This is a genomic window from Streptomyces sp. NPDC003248 (genome assembly GCF_055563235.1).
In genome coordinates this window covers 84009-109021 of the sequence record NZ_JBVHDT010000010.1, presented here as the reverse complement: position 1 = coordinate 109021, position 25013 = coordinate 84009, and the positions used below count along the sequence as shown (strand labels likewise).

Below are 25013 nucleotides of genomic sequence, written 5' to 3'. Positions count from 1 at the left end.
GCGCGCCGCCGTAGCGGTACGCGCCGCTCCACGCGCCCGCGCCGCTACGGCAGTTCGGCCTCGATGAGGTCGGCCGCCCTGCGCGTGCCGCCCTCCCGCGCCATGCCGGCCCGGATCTCCTTCAGCCGCCGGGCGACCTCGGGGTCGTCGACCAGGGCGAGGGCGAGGGCCCGCAGGGTCTCGGCGCTCGCCTCCCGCGTCGGCAGCTGCCGGGCGACACCGAGCGACTGGAGCATGTCCGCGTTCCCGAACTGGTCCGCGGCCTGCGGTACGGCGATCATCGGGGTCGCCGTGGCCAGCCCCTCCTGGCTGCCGCCGGCGCCGGCGTGGGTGACGAACAGGTCGGCCTGCTGGAGGACCGCCCACTGCGGGACCCAGGAGCGCACCTCCACGTGCGCGGGCACGTCGCCCAGTTCGGCCGGGTCGACGTGTCGGCCGATCTGGAGCACCAGGTGCCAGCCGGGCAGCTCCGCGAAGGCCTCCACGCAGGCACGGTAGAAGTCGGGCTGCTTGGTGAAGGCCGAGCCCAGCGAGACGAGGACGACCCTGGCGGCCCCGGCGGGCCGCGTCCAGGCGCCCTCGGCACCGCGGTCGCCCTGGCAGGCGCCGACGAAGCGGTACACCCGTTCGTCGACCCGGTCGGCGTTCGGCTGGAGCACCCTGGGGATGAGCACCAGGGAGCGGGCGGGCCGGCCGGCGAAGGAGTCGGGGTGCTCGGTGATCCCGTTCTCCGCCAGCCAGGCGCCGAAACGGGCGTAGTAGGCCCGGCCGCGTTCGGTCTTCCTCGGCTCGGCCCACATCGGCTCGGCGACCTCCTCCTCGTAGCCCTCCCAGGCGACCATGCTGGGCGAGAGGGAGATCGCGGGCACGCCCCAGCGGTGGGCGAGGACGCGGGCCGGGTAGGAGGCGATGTCGTGCAGGACGAGGTCGGGTTCGTCCCCGGCGTAGGCCTCGGTCAGCTGGGGCAGCGCCTGGATCGCGTCGTCCAGGAAGGGTTCCACGTTGTCGAGGAGGGTGGTCCCCCAGGCCGACGGGTCGGCGTCGGGCGAGGGCAGGGTGGAGTGCCACGGCCTCACCTCGGCGCCGGTCCCGGCGACCTTGCCGGCGAGGGCGGGCGGGACGGCGTAGGTGACGCGGTGCCCGCGCGCGACGAGTTCCCGGATCACCTCCAGGCTGGGGTTCACATGGCCGTGGGCGGCGATGGAGAACATGGCGATGTGGGCGGGAGCGGTCATGTCGTCGACCGTAGGCGAGACGATACGTCTCGTGCAATCGAATTGGGGTCCCTCCCGCGTTCCCCGGGGCGGGGTGGGCCACGCCGTCAGCGCTGGTAGCGCGCCAGTACCAGGTTCCCGTCCTCCTCCAGCCGTCGCCGCAGCTCGCCCAGGCCGATCGCGCCGCTGTAGTACTCCTGGAAGGCGGGGGTGGCGACCTTGTCCTTCCACTCCGGGTAGCCGCGGACGGACTGGGCGGGCGCCGGGCTCAGATGGCCGGCGAGCGCGGTGCCGGTCGCCCAGTCGTCCTCGGTGGTGCGCAGGGCCGGGTCGGCGAGGGCCCGGGTGCCGGTGGGCAGCATCCAGTCGCCCAGGGCCAGCCGCACCATGTTCGGCGGCTGGAGGAGGTAGTCGATGAACGCGGCGGCCTCCTCCTTGTGCGGGCTGTCCTCGGCGATGGACAGGGTCTGCGGGCTGACGCCCTGGGTGAGCCCGTCAGCGCCGGCCGGGGCGGGCAGCACCTGCCAGTCGAAGCCCTCGGGGGCCTGCTGGACGATCTGCTGGCGGTAGGAGAAGCCCAGCGGGACCATCGCGTACTTGCCGGCGAAGAAGCCGGGCAGGGTGTCGGAGCCGCCGCTGCCGAGCAGCGAGTCCGGGGCGCTGCCGTCCACGCCGACCTGGTCGTGGACGGTGCGCGGCACGACCTCGTCGCCCTCCTCGAAGCGGACCGTGACCTTGCCGTCGGCGCCCCGGTGGAAGAGCCGGCCGCCCGCCGACAGGGAGAGGTTGAGGGTGGCGGAGACGGGGTCCTTCAGCGGCCAGGCCACGCCGTACCGGCCGTCGCCGCTGAGCCGCTCGGTGACCTCCCGGAACTCCGTCCAGCTCCACGGCCGTTCGGGCGTCGGGATGCGCACCCCCGACTGCCTCAGCCAGGTCGCGTTGGCGATGAGGACCCGCGGCTCCTGGAGGAAGGGCACGCCGTAGACGCCGTCCCCGAAGGCCGTCGTCTCCCAACTGCGCGGCGGGATGTCGGCCTCGAGCCGCTCGGACAGCAGGCCGGTGAGGTCGGCGAGGTAGCCGCCGTGGGCGAAGTCCGCGAGGTCGTCGGAGGCGTCGTGGATGACGTCCGGTGCCTCGCCGCCCTCGAAGGAGGTCAGGAGCTGGTCGTGGACGCTGTCCCAGCTTCCCTGGACGTACTCCACCCGGACGTCCGGGTGGGCCGCGTTCCACTCCGCCACCAGCTCCTTGTTGGCCTCGACGGACTCCTCCTGCCAGGCCAGGGACTGGAACCGAAGGGTCACCGGGCCTCCGTCGCCGTCGCCGCCGCCCGCGCAGCCCGCCAGCAGCAGGACCAGCGCGAGGACGCCCGCGGCCGCCGCGCGCATCAGCTCTTCACCGCCCCGGCGAGCATCCCGCCGGTGATCCGCCGCTGGATCACCGCGAAGACGACGAGCGAGGGAAGCGTCGCGAGGAAGGCGGCGGCCGCCAGCGGCCCGAGGTCGGCGACGCCCTCGGCCCCGATGAAGTGGGTGAGGACGACCGGCAGGGTCTGTTTCTCCGGCGACTTCAGCAGCACCAGCGCGAAGAAGAACTCGTTCCACGCGGTGACGAAGGCGAACAGTCCGGTCGCCGCGATCCCCGGCGCGAGCAGCGGCGCCGTCACCGACACCAGCGTGCGCAGCCGTCCGGCCCCGTCGACGGCGGCCGCCTCCTCCAGCTCGACGGGCACCGCGCGCACGTATCCGACGAGCATCCACAGCGCGAACGGCAGCGCCCACACCACGTACACCATGACCAGCCCCGCCAGGGAGTCGATCAGCCGCAGGTTCTTCAGCACCAGGAACAACGGGACGATCACCAGCACGAGCGGGAACGCCTGGCTGACCACCACCCAGCCCGTCGCGGCGCGCGCGAGCGGGGTGCGCCGGCGGGCGACGGTGTAGGCCAGGGGTGCGGCGAGCAGTACGGCGATCAGCGCGGCCCCTGCGGCGGCCAGCAGGGAGTTGCCCGCGGCGCGCAGCAGCGGCTGCTCCTCGAAGGCCTGCCGGAAGTTGGCGAGGGTGGGGTCCGCCGGGATCCACGACGGGTGCAGACCGCCCAGCTCCCTGGGCGACTTGAAGGCGGTGGAGACCAGCCACAGGAAGGGGAAGGCCAGGAAGAGGAGATAGGCCAGCAGGGCGAGGTACTGGCCGGCCCGGCCCGCGGTGCTCGTCCTCATGTCTCGTCGCCCCCCTTGAGCCGGCCCACGAGGAACAGGGCGAGCAGCACCGAGATCACCACGACCATCACGCATCCCATCGCCGCCGCGTAGCCGAACTGCCCGTAGCGGAAGGCCTCCTCGTAGGCGAAGAGCATCGGAAGCCGGGTGCGGCCGCCGGGGCCGCCGCTGGTCAGGACGTAGACCAGGGCGAAGGAATTGACGTTCCAGATGAAATTGAGGGCCGTGATCGCGAGGGCGACGGGGCGCAGCGCGGGCCAGGTGACCGTGCGGAAGCGGCGCCAGGGGCCCGCGCCGTCGACCGCGGCGGCCTCGTGCAGTTCGCGCGGGGTGTTCTGGAGCCCGGCGAGCAGGGCGACGGTGGTCTGCGGCATGCCCGCCCAGACGCCGACGGCGATCACCGCGGGCAGGGCGGTGGACAGGCCGCTCAGCCAGTCCCGCCCGTCGCCGAGGCCGAGGTCGCGCAGGGTCTCGTTGAGGACACCGGCGTCGGGGCTGTAGACGAGCCGCCACATGATGCCGACGACGACCTCGGGCATCGCCCAGGGGACGATCGCGAGGGCGCGGGCGAGCCAGCGCAGCCGCAGCTCCTGGTCGAGCAGCAGCGCCAGGCCGAGGGCGAGCAGGAACTGCGGGACGGTCACCCCGACCGCCCACACCAGCCCGATGCGGAACGACTCCCAGAACAGCGTGTCGTGCCACAGGTCCCGGAAGTTGAGCGCGCCGATCCACTGCGTGGGCGTGGTCCGCCCCGACTGGGCGTCGGTGAACGCCAGCAGGATGCCGTACAGCAGCGGGCCGGCGCTCAGCACCAGGACCGGGATCAGCGCGGGCAGGACGAGGAACCAGGCGCCGGGTCTCCCGGTGCGCCGGACCGGCGGGCCGGTGCCGGGCGCGCGGCGCACCGTACGGCTCTCCTCGGTCGTCGTCGGCACGAAGCGATCCCCCTTCCCGGCGGCTCCGGCGGGCTCCGCCATGGTCGTGAAGGGGCGGTACGCCGTCAAGGCACCGCGCACACGGCCCCACCTGTACGAATGCGAGACTGGCCGTCGGACGGCCGGATTCCGGCGCCGTCCCCGGGGCCGGAGACGGCCCCCGCGGCACACGGCACAGCGGTACATGACACAGCGGCACACGGCACAGCGGTACATGACACGGAGGCGGACGATGGACGAGGCACGGGCGCGGGAGGTACTGGCCGCGGCGGGGGTGCTGCCGGGCCCGGCGCGGGACGCGCGGCTCCTCGCCCTGGGCGAGAACGCGGTGTTCGCCGCCGGGGACCTGGTGGTGAAGGTCGGCCGGGACGCCGAACTCCTGGACCGGGCCCGGCGCGAACTGGGCATCGCGGTGTGGCTCGCCGAGGCGGGCGTCCCCGCGGTGCGGGCGGCCGGACCGGAGGCGCTGCTGGTCGAGGGCCATCCGGTGACGGTGTGGCACCGGCTGCCCGACCCGGTACGGCCCGCCGGGCCCCGCGATCTGGCCGGACTGCTGCGGATCGTGCACGCCCTGCCCGCCCCCTCGCCCTCCCTCGCCCTGCCCCCGCGCGATCTGCTGTCCGGCGTGGAGCGCTGGCTGCGGCTGGCGGGAGACGCCATCGACCCGGCGGACGCCGCCTTCCTGCGCGGGCGCCGCGACGGTTTCGCCGCGTCCGCCGCCGCGCTCACCCCGCATCTGCCGCCCGGCCCGATCCACGGTGACGCGCTGCCCCGCAACGTCCACGTCGGCCCGGACGGTCCCGTCCTGGTCGACCTGGAGACCTTCTCCGCCGACCTGCGCGAGCACGACCTGGTCGTGATGGCCCTCTCCCGCGACCGCTACGGGCTGCCCGCCGAGGCCTACGACTCCTTCACCGACGCGTACGGCTGGGACGTCCGGGAGTGGGAGGGCTGCGCGGTCCTGCGCGGGGCCCGCGAGACGGCGAGCTGTGCCTGGGTCGCCCAGCACGCGCCCACCAACCCGGGGGCGCTGGCCGAGTTCGGACGCCGGGTGGCGTCACTGCGGGACGGGGACGAGGCGGTGCGCTGGTACCCCTTCTGAGCCGCGCGGCCGGACCGCTCCTAGGCCCTGTCGGGCGGTCAGACCCTTTCGCCCGCGAGTTCCCGCACCGGCCAGGTCCCGTCGACCACGGCCCGGGTGTCGCCCTTGCGGCGCAGGAAGTCCTGGAAGTCCGCCGCCCACTCGGCGTACCACTCGATCTGGCGGCGGTGCAGCTCCGCCGGGCCGAGGGCCGCGATCTTGGGGTGGCGCTCGGCTATCGCGCCGGCGAGCCGGGCGGCGGCGAGGGCGTCGGCCGAGGCGTCGTGCGCCGCGTCGAGGGGGACGCCGTACTCGGCGCAGACCGCTTCGAGGTTGCGCTTGCCGCGGCGGTAGCGGTCGGCCCGGCGGTCGATCGTGTACGGGTCGACCACCGGGGCCGGGTCGAGGCCGCCGAGGCGGTCGCGCAGGGACGGCAGCCCGTGCCGCCGCAGTTCGGCGGAGAGCAGGGTCAGGTCGAAGGCGGCGTTGTAGGCGACGACGGGGACGCCCGTCCGCCAGTACGTCACCAGGACGTCCGCGATCGCGTCCGCGACCCGGTCGGCGGGGTCGCCCTCGGCGGCCGCCCGCGCGGTGCTGATCCCGTGGACCGCGACCGCCTCCGCCGGGATCTCCACGCCCGGGTCCGCCAGCCACTCCCGGCGTCCCAGGACCTGTCCGCCCCTCACCTCGATCACGGCCCCCGTGACGATGCGCGCCTCGCGCGGATCCGTTCCGGTCGTCTCCAGGTCGAAGCCGATGAGCAGCTCCCGGTGCCAGGCCATGGTGGCCCCCCTTCTTGGTGGTGCTTCCCCCAGTGGCCTCCACCTTCCCATGCGCCACTGACAATCAGAGGATCTCATTCCGTTTCTCGGGCCGGGCACGCCCCTGGACAGGCACCGGGACGTTTCAGGACACCGGCCGCGAATCCGCCCAGGCCAGCTCGAACTCCTCGCGGTAGGCGGCGAAGAGTCCGCCGTCGTCGACCTCGTCCGACTTGACCACCCGGCTGCCGTTGCGCAGCACCAGCACCGGCGCCTCCATGCCGCGCATGCGCCGCAGATAGGACTGGACGACCGCGACGCCGTCGGAGCCGTCGCCGTCGACGAGGTAGGCGGTGAAGCGGGGCGTCTCGTCGTAGACCTGGATCTGGAAGGCGCCCGGGTCGCGCAGCCGGGAGCGCACCCGGCGCATGTGCAGGATGTTCATCTCCACGGCGCGGCTCAGCTCGCCGCGTTTCATGCCGAGCTCGCGTTCGCGGCGCTTGACCGCGCTGGAGGCCGGGTTGAGGAAGAGCAGCCGCACCCGGGCGCCTGCCTCGGCGAGGCGGACCAGCCGGCGGCCGGAGAAGTTCTGCACGAGCAGGTTGAGCCCGATGCCGATGGCGTCGAGGCGGCGGGCGCCGTCGAAGATGTCCTCGGCCGGGAACCGGCGCAGCAGCCGCACCCGGTCGGAGTGGACGGCGACCACGTCCGCGTACCGGTCGCCCACCAGGTCCTCGACGGCGTCGACGGGCAGCCGGCGCGCGGAGGGCACGTCACCGCCGGTGCCGAGCATCTCCAGCAGGCGCGCGGAGGCGCGTTCGGCCTGGTTCAGCACGGCCTCGGACAGGGCCCGGTTGCGGGAGACGACGTTGCGGGTGACCTCCAGCTCGTCCAGGGCGAGTTCGACGTCCCGGCGGTCGTCGAAGTACGGCTCGAAGCACGGCCAGTGCTGCACCATCAGCTCGCGCAGCTGCGGCAGCGTCAGGAAGGAGATCACGTTGTCGTCGGCCGGGTCGAGCAGGTAGCCCTTGCGCCGGCTGACCTCGCGTACGGCGACCGCGCGCTGCACCCACTCCTGTCCGGCGGGGCCGGCCGCGGCGACCACCCAGTCGTCGCCGTGGACGGGTTCGTAGATGGGCCGCAGCACGGCGGCCACGACGGCGCGCAGCCGCTGTTCGACGAGGTTCAGCCAGATGTAGGCCCGGCCGGCCCGCTGGGCGCGGGTGCGTACCTCGCGCCAGGCGTCGGCGTCCCAGTCCAGCTCCGGCCCGATGGCGCCCTCCATCGGCCGGGCCAGCGACACCGTGCCGGGCGGGACGTCTGTGGAGGAGCCTCCCTCGTGACCCTCGTCACCAGGGGGCAGCTCCAGCCCTCCCGAGCCCACCCAAGCACCGCCTTCCGCTCCCCCGAGCACTCCCCGTCCCAACGATCAAGGAAGGGTACTCCGGGAGCGGTCGGCGGTGCAGCCGGATGGACAGGTCGTTTCTCAACCACCGCCCTCGGGCCGTCCGTTCTGGCCCGCGAGAGCGCGCGGAGTGAGCGGATTCATAGCCGTGACGTCCCGCGGGGCGAGGGAGAAGCCCTGCCAGTGGACCGGCATGGGCTGCTGGTCCTCGTCCCGGGCGATGTGGTGGAAACCGACGTTGACCCAGGCCACGGGGTGGGTGAGGGGCTGGCCGTTCACCCACTTGTCCACCGAGTCGCCGTGCCGGGGGCTGCCGCAGTCGCGCACGTTGTTGCTGGCGTACTGCTCGCACGGGTTGTACTGGGTGAAGTAGACGTCGTGCCGGGTGAAGGCGCGCCCCGGGAAGGTGGTGCCGGCCCCGGTGACGATCTCGTAGGACCGCCGGTGGCCGTCCTTGTTCTTGCCGGCCGTGCTCACCACGCGCCACCAGCGCATGTTCGCCGCGTCGCCCGCGCGTTCCTTGGTGACGGCGGTGCGGGTGGTCCTGCTGGACGGGCCCGGCCGTCCGGAGGCGGGCGGGCCGACCTTCGAGTCGTACTGCTCGACCTTCGTCTTCGAGGAGCCGTCGAGGCCGAAGTCGAGCCGCCAGAACACGTTGTGGTGGTGGCTGGTGGCGTACGCCCTGGCCCCCTTGCCCAGCGGCCAGCCCCGGCCGTCCCCGGCGTCGTAGTCGAAGGGGGAGAGGCTGCCGGTGGCGCCGGCGTTCATGCCGATGGTGCCGTCGTCGGAGAAGCGCCACTCGGTGATGTACTCGTACCAGCCGACCTTGTTGACGCTGTAGACCAGCAGGTCCTTGCCCTGGGCCTGGTGGACCCCGCCCGAGTCGGCCTGCATGCGGTAGGCGTGGCCGTGCGCGCGGGTCGTGGTGCACAGGCCTTTGACGTTCGGGGTCCCGGAGTTGTACGCGTCCGGCACCTTCACCGTCTTGAGGGTGCCGCCGGGGCACTCGGCGGGGGTGAGGTTCACCATGCCGTTGCCGAAGTTGAAGTCGGTGATGTCGTTGTACTCGTTCTTGCCGTCGTCGTACGGCACGTGGATCTGGGCGATCCGGGCGCTGTTGAGGACGCGGATCGGGCGGGGCTCACCGGGCGGCTGGTAGGAGATCTTCTCCAGGACGATGCCCGACTTGGCCTCGTGGCGCCAGCACATGCGCCAGGTGGTGCCGGAGGTGAGCTTCTGCTGGATGCGGTAGGCGGCGCTGCACTCGGCGGCGGTGGCCGCCGGAGCGGCCTCGGGCCGGGCGGTGGCCGGGCCGGTGCCGGCGGCCGACGCGGCGGCGGCCAGCGCGGCCACGGACAGGCCGAGGGCCGCGGCCTGGCGGGCACGGCCGGCGCCCCGCGGCGGGAGGCCGCTGTTCACGGACTTGACGCGCATGAGGTGATGGCTGCTTCCTGTGCGTTCCTGCGGCGGACGGTGAAGGTGTCGGGCTCGACGGACGGGCGGACGGGCGGCCCGGCCGGGCGAACGGACGAGCGGCCTCAGCCGGCCGGCGGACGGCTCGGACGCACGGCTCGAACGAGCGGACGGCTCGGCCGGACGGCTCGGACGTGCGGCTCGGCCGGGCGGCTCGGCCGAGCGGATCGGCCGGACGGCCTCAGCCGGTGAGCCTGCCGACCTTGCGGTCGCTCAGGTCGATCAGCAGGGACCGGGCGTCGATCCACGGTCCGTTCCTGACCTTCGGCAGCAGCCGTACGCAGCGGTGGACACCGCAGCTGTCGAAGGCGGCGGGCTGGGCGCCCGGCGAGGCGCGGTACACCATGCCGAACGGCACCAGCTGGTCCGGGGAGGTGAGTTCCCTTCCGGTGGCGTCGTTGTAGTCGGCCTTCAGGCCCGCGCCCAGCGGGTCGGCGAGGAGCAGCCGGACCGCCTCGGCCTCCTCGGCCGCGTTGAGCGGCGGCTGGACGCCCTGCCGGGTGCCGGTGCGCTCGACCGTGCCGGTGTCGAGGTTGACGGTCCGGGTGACGAGGGTGTCGTCCTTGTAGTCGTAGAACGTCACCTCGGCGCGCCGGGGCGCGTCCGGGTCGTCGGCCTCGGCCGCGGCCGGCTCGGCGAGGTCGACGCCCAGCCGCTGCGGGCCGCGGTCGCCGTCGACGTCCTCACCGGCCTCGAAGAGCTGCCGGTTGAGCGCGATCCGTTCGGCGCGCGCGGTCTCGTCGTCGGTCAGCGGATCGCGGCCCTCGCCCCGGGCGCCCTCGGCCGGCGCCTCCTCGACGACGCCGGGTCCCACCGCGGCCGAGCCGCCCTGCCGCCCGGCCCCCTGTCCGGCGCCCTGTCCGGCCTCCTGTTCCGCGGCCGCCTGTCCAGCGGCCTGCCCGGTGCTCCCCGCGGTCCCGCCCGCCCCCGCCGTTCCCGGCAGGGTGATCGCGATCATCGCGGCCGTCGCGGTCAGCGCGAGGCCCGCGCCTGCCACCACCTTGCCCAGGTGGCGGCGCACTGTCGTGCGCACATCTTCCCCCTACTCCCCCATGGCTCCGGGAGTACGTGATTTCTGCCCCACTGGTGCGGCACACACCGATTTCCGGCGTATGCGTCGGTCGACGGGTAAGAGGGACATACGTCACAGGTGGTTCCCTCACTTTCCGGGAGACTCGATGCCAAGGCACCCCCAGCGGGGCGGCACACCTGAAAGAGTCGTATCCATGCAGGTCTGGCCTGGAGAGGCATATCCCCTCGGCGCCACGTACGACGGCGCCGGTACGAACTTCGCGGTCTTCACCGAGGCCGCGGACCGAGTGGAGCTGTGTCTGTTGCACGACGACGGCTCCGAGACGGCCGTGGAGCTGCGCGAGAGCGACGCGTTCGTGCGCCACGCGTACGTGCCGGGCATCATGCCCGGACAGCGCTACGGCTTCCGGGTGCACGGCCCGTACGCGCCGGAGCGCGGGCTGCGCTGCAACTCGGCGAAGCTGCTCCTCGACCCCTACGCGAAGGCGATCAGCGGCTCGATCCGGTGGGGCGAGGAGGTGTACGGCTACCACTTCGGCTCGCCCGACCGGCGCAACGACCTCGACTCGGCCCCCCACACGATGACGTCGGTCGTGGTCAACCCCTACTTCGACTGGGGCGACGACCGCAGCCCGCGCACCGAGTACCACCACACGGTGATCTACGAGGCCCATGTCAAGGGCCTGACGATGCGCCACCCCGGGCTGCCGGACGAACTGCGCGGCACCTACGCGGCCCTCGCGCACCCGGCGATCATCGAACACCTCACCGAACTGGGCGTCACGGCACTGGAGCTGATGCCCGTACACCAGTTCGTCAACGACCACCGTCTGGTCGACATGGGCCTGAACAACTACTGGGGCTACAACACCATCGGTTTCTTCGCCCCCCACAACGCCTACGCCTCCTGGGGCGACCGCGGACAGCAGGTCCTGGAGTTCAAATCGGCGGTGCGGGCGCTGCACGAGGCCGGGATAGAGGTCATCCTCGACGTGGTCTACAACCACACCGCCGAGGGCAACCACCTGGGCCCGACGCTGTCCTTCCGGGGCCTCGACAATCCGCAGTACTACCGGCTGACCGACGATCCGCGCTACTACATGGACACCACGGGCACCGGGAACTCGCTGCTCATGCGGTCCCCGCACGTCCTCCAGCTCATCATGGACTCGCTGCGGTACTGGGTCACCGAGATGCACGTCGACGGGTTCCGCTTCGACCTGGCGGCGACCCTGGCCCGCCAGTTCCACGAGGTGGACCGGCTGTCGTCGTTCTTCGACCTGGTGCAGCAGGACCCCGTCGTCTCGCAGGTGAAGCTGATCGCCGAGCCGTGGGACGTCGGCGAGGGCGGCTACCAGGTGGGCAACTTCCCGCCCCTGTGGACCGAGTGGAACGGCAAGTACCGCGACACCGTCCGGGACCTGTGGCGCGGCGAGCCGCGCACGCTCGCGGAGTTCGCCTCCCGGCTGACCGGCTCCTCCGACCTCTACCAGGACGACGGCCGCCGCCCGCTGGCCTCGATCAACTTCGTGACCTGCCACGACGGCTTCACCCTGCACGACCTGGTCTCCTACGACCACAAGCACAACGAGGCCAACGGCGAGGAGAACCGGGACGGCGAGAGCCACAACCGGTCCTGGAACTGCGGTGCGGAGGGCGACACCGACGACCCGGCCGTCCTGGAGCTGCGCGCCCGCCAGATGCGCAACTTCCTCGCCACGCTGATGCTGTCCCAGGGCGTGCCCATGATCAGTCACGGCGACGAGATGGCCCGCACCCAGCGCGGCAACAACAACGCCTACTGCCAGGACAGCGAACTGTCCTGGGTGCGGTGGCCCGACCCCGGCCAGGACGACGGCGCCGGCCTGCTGGAGTTCACCCGGGCGCTCGTCCGGCTGCGCGCGGAGCACCCCGTCTTCCGCCGGCGCCGCTTCTTCCACGGGCGGCCCGTGGAGGGCACCCACGACGAGCTGTCGGACATCGCCTGGTTCACCCCCGAGGGCAAGGAGATGACCCAGCGGGACTGGAACTCGGCACAGGCGTCGGCGCTGACCGTGTTCCTCAACGGCAACGCGATCTCCGAGCCGGGCGCGCGCGGGGAGCGGATCACCGACGACTCCTTCCTGCTGATGTTCAACGCCTCGCCGCGGCCGCTGGAGTTCGTGGTGCCGGTCGACCACGGGCGGCAGTGGCAGGTGGTCGTGGACACGGCGGACCCGGAGGCACCGGCGCGGGGCGCGGGCGCCAAGGTCGCGGCCGGGGACCGGCTGACCCTGGTGGACCGCGGCATGACGGTGCTCCAGCGGCCGGCGTAGGGCGCTTCCGACGGATCTCCGTGGGAGAAGGAGCGGCGTGCGGTGAGGGTGCGTGCCGGGCGTCGTGACGCCGCGGGGATCCGTCAGAAGCGCCCTGGGGCCGCCGGCCGGGGTGGGCCGGCGGCCCTCCACCTGGCGGGTGCGGTGACACGATCAGGGGCAGGGCGGGTACGTAGGTCTGCATGACCTCTGAGCGCACCGCCCCCGTCGTGCCCACGGCCACCTACCGGCTCCAGGTGCAGCCGGCGTTCCCGTTCGCGGCCGCGGCGGCGGCCGTGCCGTACCTGGCGTCGCTGGGGGTGTCGCACCTGCACCTGTCGCCGGTGCTGGAGGCCGTGCCCGGCTCCCCGCACGGGTACGACGTGGTGGACCCCACGCGCGTGCGCGAGGAGCTCGGCGGGGAGGAGGGCCTGCGGGCGCTGTCCCGCACCGCGCGGGAGCACGGGCTCGGACTGGTCGTGGACATCGTGCCGAACCACATGGCGGTGGCCCCGCGCCACAACCGGGCCCTGTGGGAGGTGCTGCGGGAGGGCCCCAGGTCGCCGTACGCGCGCTGGTTCGACATCGACTGGGAGGCGCAGGACGGCCAGCTGCTGCTGCCGGTGCTGGGCGGGCCGGTCGGCGGCGAACTCGGCCGGCTCCGCGTCGACGGCGGTGTCCTGCGCTACCACGACCATGAGCTGCCGCTGCGCGAGGGGACCGAGGACCTGCCGCTGCCCCAGCTGCTGGACGCGCAGTGGTACCGGCCGGTGTGGTGGCGGCTGGCCCGCACCGAGCTCAACTACCGGCGGTTCTTCAGCATCTCCGAGCTGATCGGGGTGCGGGTGGAGGACCCCGAGGTGTTCGAGGCCACGCACGCGAAGATCCTCCAGCTGCTGCACGAGGGCGTGGTGGACGGGCTGCGCGTCGACCACCCCGACGGCCTCGCCGACCCCGACACCTATCTGGAGCGGCTGCACGGGGCGACCGGGGGCCGCTGGACGGTCGTGGAGAAGATCCTGGCGGACGAGGAGCGCCTGCCGGACTCCTGGCCGGTCGCCGGCACCACGGGCTACGACGCCCTGCGCCACGTCGACGGGCTCTTCACCGACCCGGACGGCGCCGGCGAGCTGCTCGCGCTGTACCGGCGTTTCGCGGCCCCGCAGACCGACCGGGGCGGGGAGTGGGCGGCGACGGCCCGGCGGGCGGCGTACGGGGTGCTCGCGCACGAGCTGGCCACCGAGCTGGACCGGCTGACCCGGACGGCGGTGCGGGTGTGCGCCGCCTCCCCGGACCCGGCGCTGCGCGACCGGGCGCCGTGGGCGCTGCGCACGGCCCTGGAGGAGCTGCTGGTGCGGCTGGAGGTGTACCGGCCGTACGCCTCGGGTGACGCGTCCGACGTGGTCACCGAGGAGGCCGCCGGGGAGGCGCGGCACGCCTTCGTGGTCCCCGAGGAGGCGGGCGCGGTCGACGTGGTGCGCGCCCTGGTGCTGGGCGGGGGCTCGGGCCCGGCGGCGGTGGAGTTCCGGACGCGGTTCGCGCAGACGGCGTCCGCGCTGCGGGCCAAGGCCCTCGAGGACACGGCGTTCTACCGGTACGTGCCGCTGCTGTCGGTGAACGAGGTGGGCGGCGACCCGGGCCGGCCGGGCGTGTCCCCGGACCGGTTCCACGCCTACTGCGCGCGCGTGCAGCGCGACTGGCCGCTGACCGGGACGGTCGTGTCGACGCACGACACCAAGCGCAGCGCCGACGTGCGGGCCGCGCTGGCCGTGCTGTCGCAGTGCCCGCGGCGCTGGGAGGAGGTCCTCGCGCGGGTGACGCGGGCCGAGGAGGCCGTGCCGGACGGGCAGACGGCGTGGGCGGCCTGGCAGACGGTGTTCGGGCTCGGCCCGGCGGCCCCGGAGCGGGTCGGGGAGGCACTGCTCAAGCACGTGCGCGAGGCGGGGCTCTACACGAGCTGGACGGAGCAGGAGCCGCCGTACGAGGAGGCGGTGGCCGCGTTCGTCGCGGCGGGGCCGTGCGGGGCGCCCGGCGAGCCGGTGGCCGCGCTGCGGGAGGCGCTGGAGCCGCACATCCGGGCGAACGTGCTGGGCACGGCGCTGGTGCACCTGACGATGCCGGGGGTGCCGGACCTCTACCAGGGCACGGAGGGCGAGTACCGGGCCCTGGTGGATCCGGACAACCGGCGGCCCGTGTCCCTGCCGCCGGAGGCCCCCGGAGCCAAGGGCGAGGTGACGGCTGCGGCGCTGCGGCTGCGCCGGCGGCGGCCGGACGTCTTCGGGGAGTCGGCGGCGTACGAGCCGCTGGCCGCCGAGGGGCCGGCCGCGGGCCACTGTCTGGCGTTCGCGCGCTCCGGTGAGGTCGTCACGGCCGTGACGCGTCTGTCGCTGCGGCTGGCGGAGGCGGGCGGCTGGCGGGACACCCGGCTCGCGCTGCCGCCCGGGCGGTGGGCCGACGCCCTGGACGGCGGACGGAAGTTCACCGGGCACGCGCGCGTGGCGGAGCTGTTCGACCGGCTGCCGGTGGCGCTGCTGGAGCGGGTGGCCGACTAGGGCGCTTCTGACCGGCGGCGGCAGCGGGCCGCCCGCCGGCGCTCCCGCCCGTCGCCTGCCGGCCGCCTGCGGCGTCGCGGAGATCCGTCGGGAGCGCCCTGAGCGCGCCGGCCCCGCCGACGCGGTCCCGTCCGCGCATCCGGGCGCCCCGGGGAGGCTCCCCCTGGGCGTTCTTGACAGCGCGGGGCGTCCATGGGGTACTGCGGATGGCGAAGGCCGGGCTGACGTGACGGGGGTGAGTCTGGTGCCGGAGCAGCGCTACCCCACGGTGAGCGAACTGACCTCGCTCGCGGGGGCGTTGACCGCGCTCCAACCCGGTCTGTGCGCGCTGCGCCGGGTGGGGCGCTCCCGTGCGGGACGGCCGCTGCACCTGCTGTCCGTGGGCCGTGCCCGACGCGCGGTGCTGGTGGTCGCCGGGGCGCACGCGAACGAGCCGACCGGCGGGCCGACCCTGCTCGCCCTCGCCGAACGGGTGGTGCAGGAGAGGGAGTTGCGGGACGGTCTGTCCTGGCACTTCCTGCTGTGCGCCGACCCCGACGGGGCGAGCCTGCACCGCGCCCCGTCGCCGCGCAGCCTGCTCGACTACCACCTCGGCTTCTTCCGGCCCGCGGGCCCGGAGCAGCCGGAGTGGTCGCCCGCCGTCCTCCCGCCGGACCGGCTGCCGCCCGAGACGCGCGCGCTGACCCGGGTCATCGACGAGTTGCGGCCCTACCTCCAGGTGACGCTGCACGGCACCGATCTGGGCGGCAGCTGGGTGCAGCTGACGAAGGACATCCCGGGTCTGGCCGAGCCGTTCGCCAAGTCGGCGGCGCAGTTGCACATACCGGTGGAGACGGGCTCCTCCGACGCGGCGGGCTGGCCGGCGTCCGGGCCCGGGGTGCACGTGATGCCGGAGCCGGGGGCGGGCGCGGCGTACCCGAGCATGCCGGACGACGCCCGGCACAGCACCTGGTACCACGCCCACCGCTACGGCGGTCTGACCGCGGTCGTCGAGGTGCCGATGTGGGCGAGCGACATGGTGGACGACCCCGCCCCCCACCCCGCCCCGGCCGCGGCGATCCGGCGCCTGGCGCACCGGCTGCTGCGGGACGCGTGGGAAGTGGAGCGGGTGCTGGTGGAGGCGCTGCCGCGGCTGGAGGGGGTGGACGGGCCGTTGCTCAGAGCGGCCCGGTGGGGACTGGAGCTGGTGCCGGGCCTGGCCGCGGACCTGACCCACACCCCACCGGCCGGCACGACGATGGCGTACGTCGGCAGCGTGGACGCCTTCGCCCGGCGGCTGCCGCTGCGGGCGGCGGCGATGCTGTGGCGGGTCCTGCGGGAGCGGGAGGACCGGGCGGCCCCCCGGCTGGAGCACCTCGTCGCGGGCTGGAGCGAGTCCTTCGCCGAACGCTTCCGTGCCCGCTGGGTGCCCGTGGAGCACCAGGTGGAGCACCAGTCCCGCACGGTCGTGGCGGCGGCGCTGCACGCGCGCGAGGGGGCGGCGTAGGCGCGGCACGCGGCAGACCACGGGCGGCAGACCACGGGCGGTGGGCGGCAGGCGAAACACGCAGGTGCACAGGTGCTACGGCTGCACAGGTGCTACGGCTGCACAGGTGGACGGACGCGCACACGGCCGTACGCTCCCCGGAGCTCCCCGCCCGCCCACGGGGGGTTCCGGGGCGCACCGCGAAGGTCAGTCCCCCGACCGCTCGGCGGGACCGGGGAGGGCGGGCGGAAGGCCGGGCGGCCGCTCGTCGTCCAGGGCGAACACGGCGCCCGTCTCCGCGCGCATCACGCAGGCGTTGGCGAAGTCCTCGGTGTACGTGACGGGGCGGCCCTTCCACCGCCCGTGGGCCTCGGCGGTCACCGGGGCGTACACCAGGGAGCAGATGCCGTCCCGCGCGGGGATGGAGCGGATGTCACCGCGCGCCGCGTCGAGGTCGGCGCAGGCCTCGGCGGCACGGGAGTGGCCCCGGGGCGGGTCGCACAGCAGCAGGGTGCCGCGGGTGCCGGCGGAACGGGGGCCGCCCCCGCTGACCGTCAGCCGGACCCAGTCGCCGGGCAGCCCGTCGCGGGGCGCTGCGGCCGGCACCGGGGCGACGGCGGCGAGGAGGAGCGCGGTGGCGGCGGGGAGGGCGCGGAGCAGGGGGTGTGGGGGGAAGTACGTCATTCCCGGTGCATCGGCACGGCGGGCCGGCTTCCCCAGTCGGGCTCACCCGATCGTGCGGGACCGGCGGCGCGGCGCCCGGCGAGGTCGAACGCCGCGAGCACGACCCGCACCTGGTACTCCACCTGGCGGGCGACGGGGATCCAGCGCGCCTGGAAGCCGTCGTGGTAGTCGGCGCACCACCGGTCGATGAGCGCGTCCAGCTCCGGCAGCGTCCCGGCCGGGTCGTCTCCGGCGCCGGTGACGAGCTGGTGCAGCAGGCCGGCCGTCCGGACGGCGATACGGCGGCCGGCGATGCGCAGGGCGGTCAGATGGGCGGTGCTGAGCGGCGGGAGCGGGTGGGCGGGGTCGGCGGTGTCCGGGTCCCAGGCGGTGGCGAGGCCGGGGCAGACCAGGAGGTAGTCGTCGACCGGCGCGAGCAGGCGGGCCGCGTCGGGGGTGCCGGGGAGGTGGGGCCGTACCCGGGTGAGGAGGCGTTCCAGGACGCGGGTGTCGTGCCGCAGGGTCCCGCTGACCGTGCGCAGCGCCGCGTCCCGGTCGGCGGGCGGGGACGCGTCCTCGACGGTGGCGACCCCCCACATGGGCGACTCGACGACGGCGGTGACCGTGCCGTATCGGTGCGGGTGGTACCAGGTCGACTCGACGGCGGCCTCGGTGATGGCGGCGGCCAGGTCGCGCGGGCGCGGCGGCGGGATCCGGTAGACGGCGGGTCCGAGGCGGGGCCAGTACAGGGTGTCGTAGGGGCCGAGTTCGCGGGGGATGCCGAGGCGGGCGGCGGCGTGGGCCGTCCGCTGGGCGAGTCCGGGCAGGTCACGGGTGAGTTCCACGAAGCCGCCGCCGACGTCGACGCCGTGCAGCGAACACTGGAAGAAAGGTTTCAGCTCGTCCTGGAGGCGGAGCAGCGCGCGGGTCTCGGGCAGGGCGGCGGCGGCCGCTCCCTCGGGCAGCCACTCGGGCTGTTCGAGGAAGCCCGGGCGGAAGAACCGCCGGAAGTAGCGGCCGAGGGTGTACGGGCCGGTCAGCCAGCCCTCGTTGTGGCGCAGGCCGTCGGGGTCCAGGCACAGCAGCAGGTTCCAGGTGGCGTCGGCGCCCTCGGTGAGGCGGGGGTCGGCGAGGACGCGTTCGGCCAGCCGCAGGACGGTGGCGCCGCCGACGGGCTCGTTGGCGTGCGGTCCGGCCACCACGAGCGCCTGGCGGGTGCCGTGTCCGACGGACAGCAGCCACAGGGGCGTGCCCGCGCGGGAGAGCCCGACGCGGCGCAGCCGGGCGTCCCCGGGCCGGCCGGCGGCGAGCGCGGCCGCGCGGGCCGCGGTCTCGTCCACGGTCGGGTAGCGCAGGAGTGGCGGCAGGGCACACCTCCGCGTCGGGGCGCCGCCGGTTCGCCGGTTCGTCGGTTCGTCGGTTCGTCGGTTCACCGGGAGTGCGCGGTGTACGCACAGTGAGTCATGACGCGGGAGGTACGTCAACACCGCCGCGGGCGCGGGGCCTTGGAGCGGCGGTCAGTTCGCCGAGAGGCGGAACGTCATCTGTCCGAAGGCGACCTGGTCCCCCTCGCGGACGACGGCCGCGCCGATGACGCGGCGCCCGTTGACGGTCGTGCCGTTGGTGGAGCCGAGGTCACGCAGCACCCACATGCCGCCCTGGCGGCAGAGCTCGGCGTGCACGCGGGAGACGCTCTCGTGCGTCAGCCGCAGCCCGCTCGCGGGGTCCCGGCCGATGCGCAGGGCGTGCGCGGTGCCGGGGTGCGGCAGCAGCAGCTTGGGCAGCCGCTCGGCCTGCCAGGCCCGCCGCAGCCGGACGGTGAACCCGGAGACGGCCTCGACGGTGCCGAAGACGGCCCGGGAGAAGCGGCTCTCCCGGGGGAGGTCGGCGGTGAGGGCGGCGAGTTCGTCGGAGCGCCGGGCGGTGAGCGCCAGCTCCATCCGGCGGATGAACGTGTCGTGGGACAGGCGGCCCATGGCGACGCCGTCACGCAGCACCTTCAGCGCCCTGTCGCGCTCCGCGTCGGACAGCCGCGCGGGGTACGTGTTGAACTCGAAGGACGACGTCACGCTGGTGATTGTCGGTCAGTGAACCCCGGGTGTCCAGGAAACGGGAAATCCGTGCTCCTCGCGCGCGTGCCCGGGTGTTCGCCCGGCGGATCCACCGCGGGTGGAGCACGATGGGAGGGCTGGGGCATCACGGTGAGCAGACGAAGGGGAACCGTCCGTGCAGTTCGAGGTGTGGGCACCGCAGGCCGAACGAGTGACGCTCCGGTGCGACGGGGCCACGCGCGCGCTGGAGCGTGATCCCGGGCGGGCGGGCTGGTGGACCGGCGAGGCGGAGGCCGCGGACGGCTCGCGGTACGGCTTCGCGGTGGACGACGGCCCGGTCCTGCCCGACCCGCGCTCCCGCCGCCAGCCGGACGGCCCCGACGGCCTGAGCGCCGTCGTGGACCAGTCGCGCTTCACCTGGCGCACGCCGTGGCCGGGCCGCCCGTTGCGGGGCGCGGTCCTGTACGAGCTGCACGTCGGCACCTACACCCCCGAGGGCACCCTGGACGCGGCCGCCGAGCGGCTCGACCACCTCGCGGAACTGGGCGTCACGCACGTCGAGTTGCTCCCCCTGTGCCCCATCCCGGGCCGGCACGGCTGGGGCTACGACGGTGTCTCGCTGTGGGCGGTGCACGAGCCGTACGGCGGGCCGGAGGCGCTGAAGCGGTTCGTGGACCGGGCGCACGGCCTCGGGCTCGGCGTCGTCCTGGACGTCGTGCACAACCACCTCGGCCCGTCCGGCAACCACCTCCCGGCCTTCGGCCCGTACTTCACCGACACGCACCACACGCCGTGGGGATCGGCCGTCAACCTCGACGCGCCCGGCTCGGACGAGGTCCGCGCGTACCTGCTGGAGAGCGCGCTGGCGTGGCTGCGCGACCACCGGCTGGACGGGCTGCGCCTGGACGCGGTGCACGCGCTGGCCGACACGCGCGCGTACCCCTTCCTGGAGGAGCTGTCGGCGGCCGTGGACGCCCTGGCCGCCGAGACGGGCCGGCCGCTGTTCCTGATCGCCGAGTCCGACCTGAACGACCCGCGGCTGATCACGCCCCGCCGGGAGGGCGGACTGGGCCTGCACGCGCAGTGGAACGACGACTTCCACCACGCCCTGCACACCGCCCTCACCGGCGAGTCCCAGGGCTACTACGCCGACTTCGCCCGCGACCCGTTCGCCGCGCTCGTCAAGACCCTCACCGGCGGCTGGTTCCACGACGGGACGTACTCCAGCTTCCGGGACCGCCACCACGGCCGCCCCCTGGACCGCACCCGGCTGCCCGCGCACCGCCTCCTCGGCTACAGCCAGACCCACGACCAGATCGGCAACCGCGCCCAGGGCGACCGCCTGTCGGCCACCCTCTCCCCCGGCCTGCTGGCCTGCGCCGCCACGCTGGTCCTCACCGCCCCCTTCACCCCGATGCTCTTCATGGGCGAGGAGTGGGCGGCCGGCACCCCCTGGCAGTTCTTCACCGACCACACCGACCCCGACCTCGCGGAGGCCGTACGGCGGGGCAGACGGCGGGAGTTCGCCGCGCACGGCTGGGCCGAGGAGGACGTGCCCGACCCCCAGGACCCGGCGACGCGCGACCGCTCCTGCCTGGACTGGTCCGAGCCGCGGCGCGAGCCCCACGCGCGCGTCCTGGACTGGTACCGCCGCCTGATCGCCCTGCGCCACACCCAGGCCGACCTCACCGACCCCGACCTCACCGACCTGAAGGTCGCCCACGACCCCCGGGCCCGCTGGCTCGCCTTCCGGCGCGGGGACGTACGGGTGGCCGTCAACCTCGGCAAGGAGACGGCGGCGATCCCCCTGGGGCCTCGCCCCGCCCGCGTCCTGGCGGCGTGGGAGCCGGTGGCGGCGCCGGGGGCGGACGGGGTGCTGCACGTGCCCGGGGAGTCTTGCGTCGTACTGGAGCAGGAGTAGAGGGTCGGGCCCGGGCGTGTGCGGGTGGGCCGGGCCGCCCGAAGGTGGGGACGACCTGGGCGGCGGTGGCCTTCGCGAGGTGACGAAGCACCGCTAGTCCGAGGCCAGTGGATCGCGGTGGTCCGCCTCGTCCTGTTTCCAGTAGCCCTTCGCGTAGGCGTGGTGGCGGTCCAGGCCGAGGTCCTCCGTGAAGTGGCGGCGGATGGCCCTGACGGCACCGGACTCGCCGGCCGCCCACGCGGCGACGCGCGCGTGCGGGACGGTGGCTCCGAGGACGGCCTCGCGCAGCGCCTCGCCCTTCGGACGGCCGGCGCCCCGGTGGACCCACACGACGTCCAGGCCGGCCGGGCGGCTCACCTCGATCTCGGCCTCGGGGCCTTCCACCTCCAGGTAGACCGCGCCGCGCTGACCGGGCGGCAGGCTCTCGGCGATGGTGAGGATCGCGGGCTGGGCGCTCTCGTCGCCGGCCAGGAGGTAGTAGTCGGTGTCGGGGACGGGACGGAAGGACCCCTTGGGACCGCCGAAGGAGACCTCCTGGCCCGGGCGGGCGGCTTCGGCCCAGCGTGCGGCCGGACCGTTGCCGTGCAGCACCACGTCGACGTCGAGCCGCGGTTCGGCGGGACAGTAGTGGCGCACGGTGTAGGCGCGGCCCACCGACCGGCCGTCGAGGGGGTCGGTCACGAACAGCTTCACCCACTGCGTGGGTTCGTCGCGGTGGAAGGCGGACATGCCGGGTCCGGACAGGGTGATGCGGGCCATGCGCGGGGCGATCAGGGAGACCGCCTCCACCGTGGCGGTATGGCGGGTGCGACGGGCGCGGAACATGGGGAACAGCCCTTCAGGTGGCGGAGGGTGCCTGCGGGACGCCGTGCCGGCAGGCCAGGACGGTGGCGGTCAGGCGCTCGACGAACCGCGGGTCCAGCGGCTGTCCCGTGGTGAAGGCCCGGTGGAAGGCGGGTCCGATGAGCAGGTCGAGGAGCTGGTCGGCCTCGTCCCGGGTCACCTCGCGGCCGGGTAGCGGGGCGAGGGCCTGCCGGACGCGGGAGCGGTCGTACTGCCGCTGACGGGTCAGCACCTGGTCGCGCAGGACCGTGGCGGTCGTCGCGTCGTGCAGGGCATGACCGATGAGCACGAACAGCACGTGGCCGGTGGGGGACTGGGTGAAGACCCGGCTCAGGTGCGTCACGTGCTGCTCCAGGGCGGCTTGCGCGGATTCCGGGGGCTCCGGCCAGGACGCCCTGTCGTGCAGGTCCTCCTCCAGGACGTCGAGGAGGATGGCCACCTTCGACCGCCACCACCGGTAGATGGTCTGCTTGGCGACTCCCGCCCGCTCGGCGATCGCGCTCACCGTCATCGCGTGGAAGCCGACGTCCATCAGCAGGTCGTCGGCCGCCCGCAGGACCGCGACGCGTGCGGCCTCGCTGCGCCGCGGGCCGCTCCTGGTGCGCACCGCGGGCGCGTCGGCCGGCTGCCGGGGGTCGTGTGGGGCGTCGATGGCGTGCCCTCCTCCTCGCGTCGCGGCGCCTGTCCCGGGCGGTCGGCGACGACCTGTCCGGAAGATCGACCTCTTAGACTAGACGCAACGGTGCGTACGGTCAAAGCTCCGGCATCCGCCAGGTCCCTCGGGAGGTGCCCCGTTTCCCCCCGGACCGGGGGAAATCCGAAGGGAAACGGGAGTCGGCGGGCCGCACGGGCGCCCTCAGCGGTGCATGGCCGCTTCCTCGCGCGGGGCGCCGCCGGTCTCCGCGCGACCGAACAGCAGCCGCGTGCGCATCCGGTACACCGCTTCGCCCTGCTGGTTGTCCGCCTCGACGACGAAACGGACCGTGCCCGTGTCCGGGCGCCGGGGATGCGGCGCGGCCTCCTCCACGGTGGCCCGTCCGCGCAGCTCGTCGCCGGGCCGCACCGGGCGCAGGAACCGGACCTCGTCCATGCCGTAGGAGCCCTGGCAGGCGGAGCCGGCGAGCAGGGCGCGGACGAACTGCCCCATGACCACGGCGCCGGTGTGCCAGCCGCTGGCCACCAGGCCGCCGAAAGGGGAGCGGGCCGCCGCCTCGGGATCCAGGTGGAAGGGCATCGGATCCCACACCCGCGCATAGCCGATGATGTCCTCGCTCGTGAGCCGGGTGGCCCCCAGCTCGTAGGTGCTGCCGACGCGGAAGTACTCGAAGTGCCGCACGGTGAGTGGTCCTTCCTCTCGGGAGTCTCGCAACGGTCGGGATCCGGCGCTCAGCCGTGGGACGCCGCGTAGGCCGCGTACACCGGCACGCCCGCCGGGCGGATCGAGGCGGGCTCCGGGCGGGGGCGGCCGAGGCGGCGCTTCTCGGCGCTGAACCACTCGGCGACCCGGAAGGCCAGGTCCATCGACTGCCCTCGGTTCAGGCGGGGGTCGCACGCGGTCTCGTACCGCAGGTGCAGGTCGTCGGAGAGGACCTCGTTGCTCCCGCCCACGCACTCGGTGACGTCCTCGCCGGTGAGCTCCACGTGCACCCCGCCGGGATGCGTACCCAGCGCCCGGTGCACCTCGAAGAAGCCCGTGATCTCGTCCAGGACGTCCTCGAAGCGCCGGCTCTTGTGGCCGCTCGGCGCGGTGAAGGTGTTGCCGTGCATCGGGTCGCACACCCACACCACCCGGGCGCCCTCCGCGCGCACCGCCTCCACCAGGGCGGGCAGCCGGTCGCGCACCAGGCCCCGCCCCATCCGCGCGATGAACGTGAGCCGGCCCGGGGTGCGCCGCGGATCCAGCCGGTCCACCAGGGTCAGTACGTCGTCGACGGTGGCGTCGGGACCCAGTTTGACGCCGAGCGGGTTGCTGACCCCGGCGGCGAACGCGACGTGCGCGCCGTCGGGCCGGCGGGTGCGCTCGCCGATCCAGAGCAGGTGCCCGGAGAGGGCGTACCGCCGTCCCGTGTCGGGGTCCGTGCGCACCAGGGCGGACTCGTAGTCGAGGAGCAGCGCCTCGTGGCTGGCGAACACCTCCGTGGTGCGCAGGGTCGAGGTGCTCATGCCGCAGGCCCGGATGAACGTGAGCGCCGCGTCGATCTCGTCCGCCAGCCGCTCGTAGCGGCGTTCCGCCGCGGACAGCGCCACGAAGTCACGGTTCCACTCGCGCACCCGCTGGAGGTCCGCGTGCCCGCCGGCGGTGAAGGCGCGCAGCAGGTTGAGCGTGGCGGCGGAGGCGTGGTAGACGCGTTCCAGCCGGGCCGGGTCGGGGGTGCGGGCCTCGGCGGTGAAGTCCAGCCCGTTGACGGCATCGCCCCGGTACGAGGGCAGCGTCACGCCGTCGCGGGTCTCGGTGGGCTGCGACCGGGGTTTGGCGTACTGGCCGGCGATACGGCCGACCTTGACCACCGGGACGCCGGCCGCGTACGTCAGCACGGCGGCCATCTGGAGAAGGACCTCCAGCTTGTTGCGGACCGACTCCGCGCTCACCGCGTCCAGGGTCTCCGCGCAGTCGCCGCCCTGGAGCAGGAAGGCCTGGCCGAGGGCGGCTTCGCCGAGACGGTCGAGCAAGGTGTCGCACTCCCTGGCGAACACCAGCGGCGGTGCGGCGGACAGGGCCGACAGGGTGGTCCGCAGCGCCGTGGCATCGGGCCAGTCGGGCTGCTGCGCCGCGGGCAGCGCCCGCCACGCTTCGACAGAGGGATCGGGAAGTGAGTTTTCGTCCATTTCCAGGGATTCCACGCTGAAAACCTCAACGCCTTCTGTTCCGAGGGCAGGGCACGGGGGTTGCGGTGGGCGCAGCCTGTCACGCGCCGGCGGGGCCCAGGCAGTGGGTCGTTGTGGCTAGAAGGGCGGATCTACTACCCGCGTACTAGCCCCAGCGGCCGACTGTCGGGGCCGGTCCCGCTCCTGGAGCATTTCGGCAGGCGCGACCGTCATCGGCACCCGACGGCAGGCGCGGTCCGCCGCATCCCGCCACACCACCGGCCCGAAAGGTGATTCCGC

General features: G+C 74.2%; 19 protein-coding genes and 1 pseudogene. 5 read left to right on the top strand and 15 right to left on the bottom strand.

The window, feature by feature from the left end; all coding sequences use genetic code 11:
• Window positions 1-44: 44 nt before the first annotated feature.
• From mgt to ACZ3KJ_RS23220, 4 genes and pseudogenes are all read right to left on the bottom strand, one after another.
• Window positions 45-1278, bottom strand: a pseudogene (mgt, locus tag ACZ3KJ_RS23235) (macrolide-inactivating glycosyltransferase).
• Window positions 1279-1321: 43 nt separating this feature from the next.
• The gene (locus ACZ3KJ_RS23230) at window positions 1322-2599 is read right to left on the bottom strand and encodes an ABC transporter substrate-binding protein (RefSeq protein WP_467529629.1); all 1278 of its coding nucleotides are present in this window, start codon (window positions 2597-2599) and stop codon (window positions 1322-1324) included.
• Window positions 2599-3432, bottom strand: coding sequence for a carbohydrate ABC transporter permease (locus tag ACZ3KJ_RS23225; protein ID WP_467529627.1), 834 nt, complete (start codon window positions 3430-3432; stop codon window positions 2599-2601). Before ACZ3KJ_RS23225 ends, ACZ3KJ_RS23230 begins: the two co-directional genes overlap by 1 nt.
• The gene (locus ACZ3KJ_RS23220) at window positions 3429-4409 is read right to left on the bottom strand and encodes a carbohydrate ABC transporter permease (RefSeq protein ID WP_467529900.1); all 981 of its coding nucleotides are present in this window, start codon (window positions 4407-4409) and stop codon (window positions 3429-3431) included. Before ACZ3KJ_RS23220 ends, ACZ3KJ_RS23225 begins: the two co-directional genes overlap by 4 nt.
• A 190-nt stretch (window positions 4410-4599) precedes the next feature.
• Here ACZ3KJ_RS23220 and ACZ3KJ_RS23215 point away from each other — a divergent pair, with 190 nt between their 5' ends.
• Window positions 4600-5469, top strand: a complete 870-nt coding sequence (locus tag ACZ3KJ_RS23215) for a phosphotransferase enzyme family protein (RefSeq protein WP_467529625.1) — start codon at window positions 4600-4602, stop codon at window positions 5467-5469.
• A 38-nt stretch (window positions 5470-5507) separates the two neighbouring features.
• On the opposite strand, the gene ACZ3KJ_RS23210 is transcribed toward ACZ3KJ_RS23215, so the two are convergent.
• The 4 genes from ACZ3KJ_RS23210 to ACZ3KJ_RS23195 form a co-directional block, all read right to left on the bottom strand.
• Entirely contained in the window at window positions 5508-6230 is a 723-nt protein-coding gene (locus ACZ3KJ_RS23210; RefSeq protein ID WP_467529623.1) for an exonuclease domain-containing protein, read from the bottom strand.
• Between the two features lie 124 nt (window positions 6231-6354).
• Complete coding sequence (locus ACZ3KJ_RS23205) at window positions 6355-7593, bottom strand: SAV2148 family HEPN domain-containing protein (protein WP_467529621.1); 1239 nt, start codon at window positions 7591-7593, stop codon at window positions 6355-6357.
• 102 nt (window positions 7594-7695) lie between these two features.
• Window positions 7696-9048 carry a copper amine oxidase gene (locus ACZ3KJ_RS23200; RefSeq protein ID WP_467529619.1) on the bottom strand — a complete coding sequence of 451 codons (1353 nt, stop codon included), beginning with the start codon at window positions 9046-9048 and terminating at the stop codon, window positions 7696-7698.
• Window positions 9049-9268: 220 nt separating this feature from the next.
• Window positions 9269-10120 carry a Tat pathway signal sequence domain protein gene (locus tag ACZ3KJ_RS23195; protein ID WP_467529617.1) on the bottom strand — a complete coding sequence of 284 codons (852 nt, stop codon included), beginning with the start codon at window positions 10118-10120 and terminating at the stop codon, window positions 9269-9271.
• A gap of 193 nt (window positions 10121-10313) precedes the next feature.
• Here ACZ3KJ_RS23195 and glgX point away from each other — a divergent pair, with 193 nt between their 5' ends.
• The 3 genes from glgX to ACZ3KJ_RS23180 all read left to right on the top strand — a co-directional run bounded on the left by glgX (window position 10314) and on the right by ACZ3KJ_RS23180 (window position 16451).
• Window positions 10314-12434, top strand: a complete 2121-nt coding sequence (gene glgX / locus ACZ3KJ_RS23190) for a glycogen debranching protein GlgX (protein ID WP_467529615.1) — start codon at window positions 10314-10316, stop codon at window positions 12432-12434.
• A 182-nt stretch (window positions 12435-12616) separates the two neighbouring features.
• Window positions 12617-14965 carry a malto-oligosyltrehalose synthase gene (gene treY, locus ACZ3KJ_RS23185; RefSeq protein ID WP_467529613.1) on the top strand — a complete coding sequence of 783 codons (2349 nt, stop codon included), beginning with the start codon at window positions 12617-12619 and terminating at the stop codon, window positions 14963-14965.
• Window positions 14966-15200: 235 nt separating this feature from the next.
• Entirely contained in the window at window positions 15201-16451 is a 1251-nt protein-coding gene (locus ACZ3KJ_RS23180; protein ID WP_467529612.1) for a M14 family zinc carboxypeptidase, read from the top strand.
• A gap of 186 nt (window positions 16452-16637) precedes the next feature.
• Here the strand turns inward: ACZ3KJ_RS23180 and ACZ3KJ_RS23175 are convergent, their stop codons facing one another.
• The 3 genes from ACZ3KJ_RS23175 to ACZ3KJ_RS23165 form a co-directional block, all read right to left on the bottom strand.
• Entirely contained in the window at window positions 16638-17114 is a 477-nt protein-coding gene (locus ACZ3KJ_RS23175) for an SSI family serine proteinase inhibitor (RefSeq protein WP_467529610.1), read from the bottom strand.
• A complete protein-coding gene (locus tag ACZ3KJ_RS23170; RefSeq protein WP_467529608.1) occupies window positions 17111-18433 on the bottom strand; it encodes a M14 family zinc carboxypeptidase in 1323 nt (440 codons plus the stop codon). Before ACZ3KJ_RS23170 ends, ACZ3KJ_RS23175 begins: the two co-directional genes overlap by 4 nt.
• Before the next feature lie 177 nt (window positions 18434-18610).
• Window positions 18611-19162 (bottom strand): FHA domain-containing protein, encoded by a 552-nt coding sequence (locus tag ACZ3KJ_RS23165; protein ID WP_467529607.1) that lies wholly within the window; start codon window positions 19160-19162, stop codon window positions 18611-18613.
• Between the two features lie 157 nt (window positions 19163-19319).
• Between ACZ3KJ_RS23165 and treZ the strand changes: the two genes are divergently transcribed.
• Complete coding sequence (treZ, locus tag ACZ3KJ_RS23160; protein ID WP_467529605.1) at window positions 19320-21065, top strand: malto-oligosyltrehalose trehalohydrolase; 1746 nt, start codon at window positions 19320-19322, stop codon at window positions 21063-21065.
• A 93-nt stretch (window positions 21066-21158) separates the two neighbouring features.
• Here treZ and ACZ3KJ_RS23155 read toward each other — a convergent pair whose 3' ends face one another.
• The 4 genes from ACZ3KJ_RS23155 to ACZ3KJ_RS23140 form a co-directional block, all read right to left on the bottom strand.
• Window positions 21159-21890: a siderophore-interacting protein gene (locus ACZ3KJ_RS23155; RefSeq protein ID WP_467529603.1), complete on the bottom strand. Its 732-nt coding sequence runs from the start codon at window positions 21888-21890 to the stop codon at window positions 21159-21161.
• A gap of 13 nt (window positions 21891-21903) precedes the next feature.
• Complete coding sequence (locus ACZ3KJ_RS23150; RefSeq protein ID WP_467529601.1) at window positions 21904-22515, bottom strand: TetR/AcrR family transcriptional regulator; 612 nt, start codon at window positions 22513-22515, stop codon at window positions 21904-21906.
• A 249-nt stretch (window positions 22516-22764) separates the two neighbouring features.
• A complete protein-coding gene (locus tag ACZ3KJ_RS23145; protein ID WP_467529599.1) occupies window positions 22765-23244 on the bottom strand; it encodes a MaoC family dehydratase in 480 nt (159 codons plus the stop codon).
• 50 nt (window positions 23245-23294) lie between these two features.
• The gene (locus ACZ3KJ_RS23140) at window positions 23295-24734 is read right to left on the bottom strand and encodes a class II 3-deoxy-7-phosphoheptulonate synthase (RefSeq protein WP_467529597.1); all 1440 of its coding nucleotides are present in this window, start codon (window positions 24732-24734) and stop codon (window positions 23295-23297) included.
• Window positions 24735-25013 lie beyond the last annotated feature (279 nt).